11 protein-coding genes are annotated in these 12912 nt (G+C 42.4%); 7 read left to right on the top strand and 4 right to left on the bottom strand.

The genetic code is table 11. The annotated features are described in order from the left end of the window. The first annotated feature begins 115 nt into the window (after positions 1 to 115). From P5Y91_RS07590 to P5Y91_RS07565, 6 genes are all read left to right on the top strand, one after another. On the top strand, positions 116 to 1171 hold the full coding sequence (locus P5Y91_RS07590; protein WP_023919081.1) for an acyltransferase family protein: 1056 nt from the start codon (positions 116 to 118) through the stop codon (positions 1169 to 1171). A gap of 302 nt (positions 1172 to 1473) precedes the next feature. Beyond that, positions 1474 to 6873 carry a Cna B-type domain-containing protein gene (locus P5Y91_RS07585; protein ID WP_118396518.1) on the top strand — a complete coding sequence of 1800 codons (5400 nt, stop codon included), beginning with the start codon at positions 1474 to 1476 and terminating at the stop codon, positions 6871 to 6873. A gap of 602 nt (positions 6874 to 7475) precedes the next feature. Continuing rightward, positions 7476 to 8078, top strand: coding sequence for a hypothetical protein (locus P5Y91_RS07580; RefSeq protein WP_003008715.1), 603 nt, complete (start codon positions 7476 to 7478; stop codon positions 8076 to 8078). Next, positions 8078 to 8869 (top strand): energy-coupling factor transporter transmembrane component T, encoded by a 792-nt coding sequence (locus tag P5Y91_RS07575; RefSeq protein ID WP_171963570.1) that lies wholly within the window; start codon positions 8078 to 8080, stop codon positions 8867 to 8869. The genes P5Y91_RS07580 and P5Y91_RS07575 overlap by 1 nt, the downstream gene beginning before the upstream one ends. Continuing rightward, entirely contained in the window at positions 8845 to 9681 is an 837-nt protein-coding gene (locus tag P5Y91_RS07570) for an ABC transporter ATP-binding protein (RefSeq protein ID WP_049517909.1), read from the top strand. Before P5Y91_RS07575 ends, P5Y91_RS07570 begins: the two co-directional genes overlap by 25 nt. After that, positions 9668 to 10468 carry an energy-coupling factor ABC transporter ATP-binding protein gene (locus P5Y91_RS07565; protein ID WP_049497944.1) on the top strand — a complete coding sequence of 267 codons (801 nt, stop codon included), beginning with the start codon at positions 9668 to 9670 and terminating at the stop codon, positions 10466 to 10468. The genes P5Y91_RS07570 and P5Y91_RS07565 overlap by 14 nt, the downstream gene beginning before the upstream one ends. Positions 10469 to 10549: 81 nt before the next feature. On the opposite strand, the gene P5Y91_RS07560 is transcribed toward P5Y91_RS07565, so the two are convergent. Beyond that, on the bottom strand, positions 10550 to 10678 hold the full coding sequence (locus P5Y91_RS07560; protein WP_014713855.1) for a hypothetical protein: 129 nt from the start codon (positions 10676 to 10678) through the stop codon (positions 10550 to 10552). A gap of 14 nt (positions 10679 to 10692) precedes the next feature. After that, positions 10693 to 10854: a hypothetical protein gene (locus tag P5Y91_RS07555; RefSeq protein WP_182448469.1), complete on the bottom strand. Its 162-nt coding sequence runs from the start codon at positions 10852 to 10854 to the stop codon at positions 10693 to 10695. 224 nt (positions 10855 to 11078) lie between these two features. On the opposite strand from P5Y91_RS07555, the gene P5Y91_RS07550 reads away from it, so the two are divergent. Then, positions 11079 to 12017, top strand: a complete 939-nt coding sequence (locus P5Y91_RS07550) for an AEC family transporter (protein ID WP_118396520.1) — start codon at positions 11079 to 11081, stop codon at positions 12015 to 12017. A 48-nt stretch (positions 12018 to 12065) separates the two neighbouring features. Here P5Y91_RS07550 and P5Y91_RS07545 read toward each other — a convergent pair whose 3' ends face one another. Beyond that, a complete protein-coding gene (locus P5Y91_RS07545) occupies positions 12066 to 12398 on the bottom strand; it encodes a hypothetical protein (protein ID WP_049497946.1) in 333 nt (110 codons plus the stop codon). 34 nt (positions 12399 to 12432) lie between these two features. Continuing rightward, the gene (locus P5Y91_RS07540; RefSeq protein WP_049497947.1) at positions 12433 to 12903 is read right to left on the bottom strand and encodes an HXXEE domain-containing protein; all 471 of its coding nucleotides are present in this window, start codon (positions 12901 to 12903) and stop codon (positions 12433 to 12435) included. Positions 12904 to 12912 lie beyond the last annotated feature (9 nt).

Raw genomic sequence — 12912 nt, 5'->3', positions numbered from 1 at the left:
TTGAGTATATCAAAAATAGAGGAAAAAAGGTAGATAAGGATGTAAGATTCCTTGCTTGGCCTTCCCTTTCATGCTAAAATAACCATAGAAACTGCTTTGGGCAAGGAGTAGGACTATGCAAAAGAATCCCCTCTATAACACCTCTAGTATCAGCTTTTTTCAATACCTCTTTGCGATTGCAGTGATTTTGGTGCATAGTGGTCGCTTGACCTCTTATGAGCCACTGCATTTTGGTCTCAAGAGTATGCTTGGCCGGCTAGCAGTGCCATTTTTTATCGTCTGTGCCAGCTTTTTCCTCAAGCAATCACTAGGGAATTCTAAGAAAATGAAGACCTATCTGGCCAAAATCGTAAAAACCTATTTGTTTTGGAGTTTTGTTTACCTTCCTTATGCCTGGCTCTTTTTCTCTAGTCTCCATCTTCCTATCTATCTTTTTCCAGCAGGTGTTCTCATTGCACTGATCTATCTGGGGATGTGCTACCAACTCTGGTATATCCCAGCCTTTTTGCTGGGTTTGTTTTTGGTCAATCAATTGGTCAAACACCTAGGTATGGTTTGGACGGGGGTGATCACCTTTCTTCTTTACTGCTGGGGCTTGATCGAGACCTATTCGGCTTATCTGGACACCACAAGTCTTCTCAAAGGTTACCAGCTCTACAGCAATTTATTTTTTACAGCGCGAAATGGTCTCTTTTACACGCCCATTTTTATTTATATGGGTTATTATCTGTATGACCATTTTCATGCACAAACTTTTAGAATTCACCGTTGGCAAAAGCTAGCTCTTGCCTTTGGATTGCTCTGTCTAGAAGGGATCATTATTTTTCAACACCAAGGAATTGATAAGAACTTTTTCTTTCTTCTTCCTTTTGTGACCGTTTATTTTGTCAATGCCTGCCTGCGATCGTCCTTTTTGAAAAGCTATAATTTACAGTATTTAAAGCAAATGAGTATAGCTCTTTACTTTTCGCATCCGATCTTTATCGAGTGGGCTCGCTATGGCTTTAGCAGCCTCCCTCTCTCTTATCCAGACAGGGGCAAGCTGATTTTTGTGACTGCCTTGTTTGGTAGTCACCTTTTTGGACTAGCTATGCTGTGGGTACGAGAGAGAAGGGAAAAACAAAAGATTCCTTCAAATGGTGAAGAGTTAGATAAAATAATCAACCAATAGTAGGGTGTACAAAACTCAAGCAGATGTGTTTGAGTTTTTTTGTATGAAGAAAATCAAGGAAGAATAAGAATTGGCAGACTGCTCCTCCTTGTTTATAAATGTTTTATTTTCTTGCCCTTGGATAGAAGAAAGGGGAAATCAGTACCAGATAGTGATTTATAATATAGACATCATTGCAAATAATGTCTATATTATTGAATAGTGATGATTTAATTTGAAAAGCAAAGGATATTTTAAAAAATAAGTGATAAAATTAAAGGGAGGGCCTTTTGGAAGGCTAACAAAAGTAAAGGAGATAAGACATGAAAAAGCTTCGTTCATTATGGAAAGACTTTTTGAAAAAAGGTTTTGCCATTTTAACAATTTTCATGATGCTAGGCCAGCTTGGTCAAGGGGCGATCACAGCCTTTGCCAATGAGCTAGCAGTCGGGGATAATGGGGCCTTGGATGTTACCCTTATGTATGGGGATAAACAGAACCATCCAGATGGGATGTCCTATTACACAGGGGATACCATGTCTGGTTATATCCAGATCACCCCTAAGAATTTGACAACGGATATTAATGAAGTAACGGTGACCTTGAAGGTTCCTGGAAAGTACTTACGAGAAGTTAGTTTCCCTGACTTCAATAGTGCTTCAGAGCATGACAAACCAACGGTTACAAAAGTTGGAGATGATTATCAAGTCACACTTCACTTTAACAATTACCAAAAGTCAGAGGTCCTGACTTTACCATTTATTGGAAAATTTAAAGTCGGTTATGCACCGACCAATTATTCATTGGATATTACGGGTACCTTGAATATCAATGGTCAAGAAGCAAAACTCAATGATATCATTTGGAAACCCAAGTACAATGACTATCGCTTAACCAAGTATATCAACCAAAACTTGAACGAAGCCATGTCCAAGGACTATGCGGAAGCCATGCCTGGTGTTGTCAAAGGGGCTGACGGAAAAAATTATATTGAAACCCCATCATCTGTTCCATTTGCATTTCAATTGGAGGGAATGCAAGGACAGTATGGGGGACAATATCGTCAATTAGAATCAGTAACGCTTACCGATAAGTTGCCAACCTATACAGATAAAAATGGCAATACCCGGACAGCAGTTTTAGATACAGCTAAGTCTGAAGGTTGGGTAGATAATGGAGATGGCACCGTTTCTAAGACGTTTACAGCAGATGCAAACGGTAATCCAGCAGCTTATCACCAAGAATTCATGGCAAAAATCAAGAATACAAGTTACCTTTACTTGAAGTTTCCTGATTTAGTTTTGGAAAAGGACCAGACTCTCAAAGACGTCCTTAGTAAGGATTTGACAAACTCAGGAAGTATTGTGGGAATTCCTGCCAATCGTGGAGAGGGAGAACCGGATATTACAGCTGAAGATTCTCTTATTTTCCGCTTGACCTCTCGTGACCTGGAAGGGGCTGGAAGTTTTGCCAAAAAAGCAGATGGTGATGTCTATGATTCAACTGAATACAAGGCAGCAAACTATAAATGGATCATCGCTTTTGATAATAAAACTCCTTCGACACAAAAGAATTTTGTTTTCTATGATGAGACAGTGGACTCTCGGTTAAAATTCACCAAGATTGATTACGCTCGTCTTATGCAAGGAAATTACGGTATTGGTGAGTATATTAGCAAATATGTGAAACGCATCATCCTTACTTTAGAAGATGGTAGTCAAAAAGAAGTTCAGCCAGAAACCGATAAAGACGGCAATGGTTTTATCGACTTAACCAAGTATGGAACCGTTGTCGGTTGGCGGATGGAAATGAAGGATGATTTTGTCCTAAAATCTGGTCAAGGAATTCGCTTCAATACCTATACAAGCTTCAAAGATCCAGAGAAGACTCGTTACGATGAAAATGATGCGACCAAGAATGAATTCAAGAATACAGGTCGTGTCACTTATCAAACACAATCAAACCTTGCTAAAGACCAAACATCAGATTGGACCTTTAAGCTGATTCCTTTGAAGGAAAGCTTTGAGATTTCAAAAACGACAGATTACAATGATGTTCGTTATACTGATGGAGAAAATATTCGTTTTGGTTTGATGGCAACCAAAGTGGTCTTGGATCCTGATAAGGATTATGGAGACCTGCGAATCATTGATCTGTATGATCCAAATACCCTTAAAGTCGACTATAAAGATTTTGAAAGAAACCTTGCCTCTAATGAAAAAGGTATGAAATTCTTAAAGAGCTACGATGTCATTGAAAACTACCACAATTCTGGACGGACAGCTCTCATCATGCATTTGGATCAAAAAGAGTTTATTAAGGCTTCTCTTCAAGATCTTAATCGCGTGCGTCTACCATTTATCGTGGCCGATCTGAAAGGGAAAGACGATGGTGGGACCTTCACCAATAAGGTTTATGTCGCTGGAAATGGGATCCACGATCTTGAAAATGCCAACCCTGATCGGGTCACGGAAGATGTGTATGATCTGAACGGAAATGGTTCAACAACGGATAAAATTCCATATGCTCAATCAAACTATACGATTGTTGCTGCTGAAGGAATCTATGCACGCAAATATATCGCTAAAAATGATGACCTGTCAGACGCTTCGATTGTGACACGTACCTTCAAACCAGGTGAAACCTTTAACTACAAACTCACCATTAAAAATAATACGGATAAGGCAGTAGAAGACGGAGTCGTCTATGATGTCCTGCCAAAAGTAAAAGACGTTAACACACTAGACGGATCTGGTCGGATGACAGAATACACGGTCAGCCTTCGTGGACCAGTGACAGCTCCAGAAGGATGGACGGTCTACTATACAACTGATACAGGCGTTACGACAGATACCATGGCGCAAGCTGCTGACAAAGATATCTGGACGACAGCTGTGGCTGATTACAGTCAAGTAACAGGAATCAAGTTAGTTGCAAATGCTGGTACTACGATTCCTGCGCGTGGAGAAGCAAGCTTTGGTGTCCCAGTTGTAAATCCAAGTGAATTGACTGATGAAGTCAAGGCTTTGATGCAAAAACGCACCAAAGATAATGAAGATAACGGCGGTCGTTCTGGTCTTGTTCAAGCCCATAACCAGTTTGGTTACAAGGCGAAAGGTCATGAAGGAAATCGTGAGTCTAATACCGTAACTGCACAAATCTTCTCGGCTGCTTTCCACGTCAAGAAGGTGGACAAGGATGATCCTAAGAAAGTTCTTGAAGGTGCTGAATTTACCTTAACTGATGCAAATGGCGCGGTTGTTGCGACGGCAACTTCTGATAAAAAAGGGGAACTTTCCTTTAACACCTTAACAGAAGGAATCTATACGCTCAAAGAAACCAAAGCACCTGAAAACTACAAGTTGGATGAAACAGAACATGCCGTGGTTGTTACCTATGATGCGGACAAACAAATCTACCACGTCACGGTGGATGGAAAATCAGTCGGATCAAAAGCAGTCCCAGTTGAGATCGCTAATGAAGCAGATATCAAGTATCTCGATCTTGAAGCTTCAAAAGTTTGGGATGACCAAGACAACCAAGAAGGACTTCGCCCGGCAAGTGTGGAATTCCAACTCTATAAGAATGGCAAAGCTCAAGGAAAACCAGTCACGGTTTCAGCCGCAACAGACTGGAAAGCTCACTTTACGAATCTTCCAGATAAAGACAGTGACGGCAAGCTCAATACCTACACTGTTAAAGAAGTGAAAGTTCCGACTCATTATACGGTCGATACAGAAGAAGCCAGCTTCACAGATGGAAAAGCCACCATCACCAACAAGCGCACTCCTGAGACCACGACGGTAACAGTCAAGAAAGTCTGGGATGATGCTCAAAACCAAGATGGTCTTCGCCCATCTACCATCAAAGTTCACCTCTTGGCAAATGGAACAGAGGTGCAAGCACTTGACCTGACTGGTGAAGGAGATGAATGGACTCATACCTTCACAGACCTGCCAGTCTATAAAGATGGTCAAAAAGTTGTCTACACAGTGACAGAAGACAAAGTGGACAATTACACCACTAAGATTGATGGAACTACGATTACCAATACTTACAAACCAGGTAAGACAAGCCTTACTGTTACGAAAAACTGGAAGGATGCCAATAACCAAGATGGCCTTCGTCCAAAAACAATCAAGGTTCAATTGTATGCTGGTGATCAAAAGGTTGGTAAGGCGGTTGAATTGTCAGCAGATAACAAATGGACCCATACCTTCTCAAACTTAGACGAGAAGAAAGCTGGCCAAGTTATCAACTATACAGTCAAAGAAATTGATGTTCCAGAAGGCTACACACAAGCTGTCGAAGCAACTAACCCAGGTCAAGTAGTCGTGACCAACACGCACGAACCAGAAAAGACCAAAGTAGAAGTGAGCAAGAAGTGGGAAGATGGAGACGACCAAGATGGTCTCCGTCCAGCCAGCATTCAAGTTCAATTATACAAAGATGGCTTTGCGACGGATCAAGTGGTAGAACTTTCAGCCGCGAATGACTGGAAAGGTGCATTTGAAAACCTTGATGCCAAGGCAGCTGGAAAAGCAATCACTTATACGGTGAAAGAAGTCGCTGTCCCAGATGGTTACAAGGTGACGGTAAATGATAAGGACAAGGCCAATGTTGTCTTGACCAATACGCATGAACCAGCTTTGACAGAGATGAAAGTTACGAAGAAATGGGAAGATGCCAATGACCAAGATGGTCTTCGTCCAAAATCCATTAAGGTTCAACTCTATGCTGGTGATGAAAAAGTAGGAGATCCAGTGGAGTTGTCAGCGGACAATCAATGGACTCATACCTTTACCAAATTAGCTGAAAAGAAAGCTGGTCAAGCTATCAGCTACCGTGTGGAAGAAGTAGCTGTTCCTGAAGGCTACCAAGTATCTGCTGATACTTCTGACGTTGCTCACACGATCTTGACCAATACCCATACGCCAGCGGTGATCGATATTCCAGTGACCAAGATCTGGAATGACCAAGACAATCAAGATGGTCTTCGTCCAGCAAGTATTGTGGTGAATCTTCTTGCCAATGGTGAAAAAGTTGCTCAAAAAGAACTCACGAATGCGACAGATTGGAAAGAAAGCTTCACAGGTCTACCAAAATTCAAGGATGGAAAAGAAATCGTCTATACTCTTCAAGAAGAGAAGGTAGCTGAATATACGACTACAATTGATCAGGCTGCTTATACCATTACCAATACCCATGCACCTGGTAAGACAAGCGTCACGGTCACTAAGAAGTGGGATGATGAGAATGACAAGGATGGAATTCGTCCGAAGAGTATTCGCGTTCAACTCTATGCCAATGATCAAAAAGTCGGTCAAGAAGTAGAATTGTCAGCTGAAAACAAGTGGACCCATACCTTTGCAGATTTAGATGAAAAAGCAAATGGAAACACCATCACTTATACAGTGAGAGAAGTCAGTGTTCCAAAGGGCTATGAAGCTCGTAACGACGAGGATGGTAAAGGAAATGTTGTGATTACTAACAAGCATGTTCCAAAAGAAACTCCAAAACAACCAACTCCTCCAAGTTCATCTGAACCAAAGAAACCGGGTCAACCTGAACCTAAAAAACCAAGCCAACCAGAGCCGAAGAAACCAGGCAAGATCTTAGGATTCTTACCAAATACGGGTACGACCATCTCTATTATTAGCCTAGTTTTAGCCTTTTTCTTGGCAAGCATTGCAGCTTATATTTTGAAGAAAAAGAAAAAATAAGCTAGTGCTTCCTTTATAATATGAACAAACACCAGAGATGGTGTTTGTTCATATTAAAGACAAAGTCATCTTAGAAACTTTCCATAGGTGAGTGCGGACGTCAGCGAACTTCGAAGAAGTTCCATGACTAATTATTGAGCCTAAGGTCTCAATAATTCCGAGTGCTAGAAACATTATTGTTTCTAGCACTTTTCTCACAGAGGAAAGTTTCAGAAGATGGTCGAATAATACTAATAAATAAAACTTTATAGAAGTTATTAGATTTATATAAAAGAACAGTTTTTCTCTGTTCACAACAAACACCAGAAATGGTGTTTGTTTTTTTATAGTGGCCTCTTATAATTGTCTAGCGATCGTTCTCATGGGCGCTTGCTCTATTTTTTAATTCCCGAACGTTTTCAAAAAAAATTCAGAAAATTCTTGACTTCTATGAAAATCGGAGTATGATTAGTTGTGAACTGTTGAACAATTATTTTCAAGAAAATCCCTGATGTCGACTAAGGGATCTGTGAAAGGAGAAGCGGTTCAAATCAAAAATCTATAGAGCGTTGCGTCCGAAAGTCTAAACAGACACGGCTCTTTAAAAACAAAAGGAGAAAATTATGAAAACAGAACCGATTCATCGTACCAGTATGTGGAAATTTAAGTTAAGTGCTGCCACCATGACTTTGATTCCCGCTGCCGTGGGGATTAACTATGTTGCCAAAGCCTTGGCGGAGGGGTTAAAGTTGCCCGTTTGGCTGGGGTCTTTGGGAACCTTTCTTGCCAGCATGTTGGCTGGGCCGGTTGCCGGTGCCATCAGTGGTTTCATCAACAACGTGATCTATGGGCTGACCTTATCGCCAATTTCAACCGTGTATGCGATTACCAGCATCGGAATTGGGATTGCTGTCGGAGTTTTGCACGCCAATGGGTGGTTCTCGTCAGCGCGACGAGTATTTGTTTCTGCTATTATTATTGCCATCGTTTCAGCTGTCATTTCAACGCCACTCAACGTCATCTTTTGGGGTGGTCAGACCGGTATCGCTTGGGGTGACTCATTGTTTGCGGTAATGGTCGCCAATCATGCACCAGTGTGGCTGGCCTCATTTATCGATGAGTTTGTCTTGGATATTTTGGATAAAGTCTGCGTGGCCTACCTGGCATTCTTCATCTATCGTCAGCTGCCGAAGCGGATGGTGCACTTCTTTAGCGGTGATAAATGATGACTGATCAAACATTGATTTCTGGAGCGCCACGGGTCAAGCTCAAGTGGTACCAGGTGATCGATCCGATTACTAAGCTCTTGTTCATCTTGGACATGACGTTGTTGAGCTTTGCCAGTATGAATTTATTGCTTCAGGCCGGATTAATTCTTGTCGCAACACTGCTATTGTTATTTTCCAAATTGAGTTCTACCATCTTTAAGGCGCTGGGATTCAGCCTGTTTCTGATTTGCACCATGCTGATCATCCAAGGGTTATTTTACAGTCGGAATCAAACTGTGCTGTTTTCTGTGCTTGGGGTGTCGTTCTACAAAGAAGGCCTGATTTACGCCACCACACTGGGTTGTCGAGTATTGGTGATTATTTTGACCAGTGGCTTTTTTATGGTGACCACGAGTATTTCAGAAAACGCGGCCTATTTGGAACTGTCCGGATTGTCTTATAAAACCGTCTACGTTCTGATGTCGGTGTGTTATATTTTGCCGGAAATGATGCGCAATATGCGGAAAATCCAGCAGGCGCAAAAAGTTCGCGGAACCAATCCGCAAAAAACGTTGATTCAGAAATTAAAGTCAGTCCTGCCGGTTCTAATTCCATTGGTGATTAAGACCTTGGATCAATCGATGGCGCGATCGATTTCTCTCCAACTGAGAGGTTTTGATAATCCGAACCGGACTGTCAGAACCTCCCAGCGCGTGTATCGCCTGTCGCGGACGCTGCACATTGGTCTGACTGGATTGGCAATTTTATTGATTGGGTGGAAGATATGGACGAAGATAAACGGATTGTAATTGAAAATTTGACCACCCGTTATCCGGGTACTGAGCAACCACAACTGCGTCAGATTAACGCGGAGGTTCATACCGGCCAGGTGGTTGGGATTATCGGGAATAGCCACTCCGGCAAATCGACTTTGTGCCGTGTGCTGGCAGGGGTCATTCCCAAAATGGTGTCTGCTGAGATTGAGGGCGACTGGCACATGTTTGGCCAGCGAGTGTCCGACAATTGGCCCGTTTATAATGCCATGAATGGAGTTGTACTGCAAAATCCAGCTGGCCAACTAAGCGGGTTGGCAGACACGGTTGCCGATGAAATCGCCTTTGACTTGATTAATCAGGGAATGGCTGAAGGACTGATTCAAAAACGGGTTGAAGAAGTTGCCACGCAAATGGGGCTGATTGAACAGCTGAATTTGCGTCCCGAGAGCCTTTCCGGTGGTCAGAGCCAGCGGTTGGCAATTGCCACGGCGATTGCGGCTAACCCGGCTGTTTTGATTATGGATGATCCGACCAGTCAGATGGATCCCCTTGGCCGCCGACAATTTTTCCAATGGCTGGCCCAAGTCAAAGAGACGACTGTCTTCATTGTCACCAGTGAAATTGACGATTTGTGCGAAGTCGCCGACGTTGTGTGGGTGCTGCACGAGGGTCAAATGGTAGCCCAGGGCAGGCCGGGTGAGGTGTTTAATCATTTGGCAGCTGACTGGCAGATTCCAGCCCCGACAATCCAGCAACTTGCTCAAAAAATGGATTGGCACTTGGCTGATGGCCGGTATCCGGTGAATGACGCTGAACTGAAGGAGGTTCGTTATGTCCACAATTGAACTGAAACACCTGACGTTCACTTATCCGGAACGGTCCTTTAGCTTGGATGTTGAAGACAAACACTTCGCCGATCCGATGGTGGCGATTGTCGGCCAAAATGGTGCCGGCAAATCAACGCTCTTCAAATTGTTGACGGGCTTGCTGACACCACAAACCGGTGTGATTAAGATCGATGGAGAAAATTTTAATGATCTTAAACCAGTCGAAAAGTTACTGAAGGTTGGGATTACTTTTCAGAATCCTGACGATCAGCTTTTCAACCCGACCGTTCAACGAGAGGTGGAGTGGAGTGTCGCGCAGGTCATGGATGACCACGACACGATTACGAGGCGGGCTTTAGCGGCTCTAAAAAGAGTTGGCTTGGATGATAAAACAGCTGAAAGTCCATATGACCTGTCATTGTCGGAACGCAAGCTGTTGAGCGTTGCCACAGTTTTGGCAGTGGATCCGGCGATTTATTTATTTGATGAGCCGATGATGTCGCTTGATTGGGAAAGCCGGCGCAAGTTGACCGCAATTTTCCATCAGTTGGCTGATTCGGGCCACCAAGTTGTGACCATCACCCATGACATGGATTGGGTCGCCGCCGAGTTTGAGTCGGTGTATGTTATGGAACACGGGAAGTTTGGCTTCGCCGGCAGTCCACGGGAATTATTCAGCGATCACGAACTTGTCCAGCGAGTGGGATTACTACCACCGCGGATTATGGACATAGCGAAGTCGCTGGGTGATTCACAGACATATTTATCGGTTAATGATTATTGCCAGAAAAATCGAGATGTATAGAAAAAGTCACCTCTGCGGGTTTTCCAGGTTGAAGGATTAACTTCAGCTTCTGGCAAGAACTCACATGGGTGACTTTTGTGTTTAATAACGTTTCATGATCATCGGGTGCTTCCTCAGATCACTCGGTTTGGTTTTACTTTGTTTCATGGTCATAATCATATACCATTTCTTTTGGATCTTTTGTTTGACTAATACAAAATAGGTCTTCATAGGTCTTCGCATTTTTAGCGCCCATTAGGATCATCAGTATAATTTTCTGAATTAGGAGACTGTCCCATCACTATTCGAACTTTGTCTCCCAACTTACGCTGTTCCCATTCATCCGTGAATCCTTTAAATCGCAATTCTGGAACTTTCTTTTTAACTGAATCATCTATTTTCACCATAGTCCCCACCATTTTATTGGTTTTTCTTGATTTACTTTATCAACAGTCTCGTTGGTTGGTACCAATGGAGTAAGGCAGCTAAGAAGGGGTATTAGTGACAATTAATAAAATGCATGAGGTTGGGCATGTTGCCCCACCTCTTTTTATGATATACTAGAGTAGTTTTTGAGACTTGTAAAAAATGTTTTTTTTTAGTTCAAATTTAAAAAAGAAAAGGGGAGAACATGGACATCTTTTTGATGAGCATATCAGGGATTCTCGTCATCCTGGGCATGATTTTAGTGGGCTTTATCATTGGTGAAAAAGGCTGGTTCGATGACAAGTCGCGTGGCCTACTCGCTAAATTGGTCACTCAAGTTGCTCTTCCCTGCTATATGCTCTACACCATTACGCAACGCTTCACAGCAGCAGATCTACTTAAAATGTTGCCAGCCTTGCGATTTCCTGCCCTGTCTATGGTTATTTTACTTGGCATCGCGACAGGGGTAGCAAGGATCTTTGCAGTAAGACAGGACCGTCGTGGCCTCTTTATTTCCATGTTTTTTAACTCCAATACCATCTTCGTGGGACTCCCCATTAACCAAGCCCTCTTTGGAGATGCCAGTATTCCCTATGTTTTGATCTATTACATGTGTAATACGACCTTTTTCTGGACTTTGGGAACTTATCTCATTCAGCGAGATGGTGAGGGAGAAGCTCAGTTTGATCTCAAAACCAGTCTGAAAAAAGTCTTTTCTCCGCCCCTGATGGGCTTTCTCTTGGGACTAGTCTTGGTGATGCTACAGATCAAGTTGCCAGCCTTTCTAGCCAGTGATTTACAGTACCTGGGCAATTTAACAACCCCCTTATCCATGATATTCATCGGTTTGTCAGTGTCTCATGTAGGTGTGAAGCAGTTGGTTCTGGGAAAAGAGCAACTATTGATTCTACTAGGTCGCTTTCTGGTTGCCCCTCTCTTGATGGCCTCCATCGTCTACTGGGTGCCTCTTCCAAGTTTGATGAAGCAGGTCTTTATCATCCAGTCCGCTATGCCTGTGATGACCAATGCGCCAGTTGTTGCCAGACTCTATGGAGCTGATAGTGACTATGCAGCCGTCATGGTGACAGAAACGACCCTTGCAACCATGGTGGTGATTCCTATTCTCATGCTGTTGATGGCATAATAAATAGAAACTACAAAAGCTCAAGTTTTTTGAAAACCTGAGCTTTTCTTATATGAGAGCTAATAAAATTGTAATCACCAGAGCGATGCCCATCCGAATCAGGTGGTGGACTGGGTGGAAGTTTCCTTTGTGTTTTCCATTCCAATAGGCTCCGTAGCAAATCAAACCACATCCGATCAGCCAAAGGGCTAGAGAGACAATCGGTAAAAAGAAGTAGAGGATGAGAGATAAGGTCGCAAGGCTACTTCCGATGAGGAGAAATGTATTTCCTAAAGTGTGATTTCCCTTTTTAAATTCTGAAAGGGAGGCCAATAAGTGAAGAAGAACAAAAGCAAGGGCAAAGAAGGCCGTAAAAAAGCCGAGAAGAATGGGGAAGAACATAGGGTTTCCTTTCTAAGATATGATTGCCTGAGTACTATTTTTTATGACTGATTTTATGAAGAATCATAAATGATACTACAAGATTTAAAATAATAACCAATAAGGTAAAAAGAGAGTAACCATAAAGTTTAATTGGAAATTCATTTTTGAGATTGCAAAGAGCAAACAAACTTGTTAAAATGCCCGTTAACAACCCAGGCACATATTTTCGAATAACGACTGTCTGAATCAGATGTCCGAACACATGGTAGATATAAGCGATTATGATGCTTGCGTAAATGCTATAGTTATTAAACTGGTAACTAAGATATAGCGACGTCATTAGGATGAGAAATTGTTCCAAGACAATAAAGTTGAAAGCAAAAGGAGTGTAATAAGTTAGGATTCGATTGTTTGGATACTGGATTGATATTTTTTTGACAAAGGATGGCATCCAAACGATTTCTTCGAGTTCGTGAAGCATGAAGAGTGATGGAAATAGAAAGTAAAATTGTACGCTGGTCATTGAAAATAC

The sequence above is a fragment of the Streptococcus taoyuanensis genome (assembly GCF_029589235.1).
Lineage (GTDB): Bacteria > Bacillota > Bacilli > Lactobacillales > Streptococcaceae > Streptococcus > Streptococcus taoyuanensis.
The sequence above is the reverse complement of the archived record's forward strand: the minus strand, read 5'-3'. Positions and strand labels throughout refer to the sequence as shown.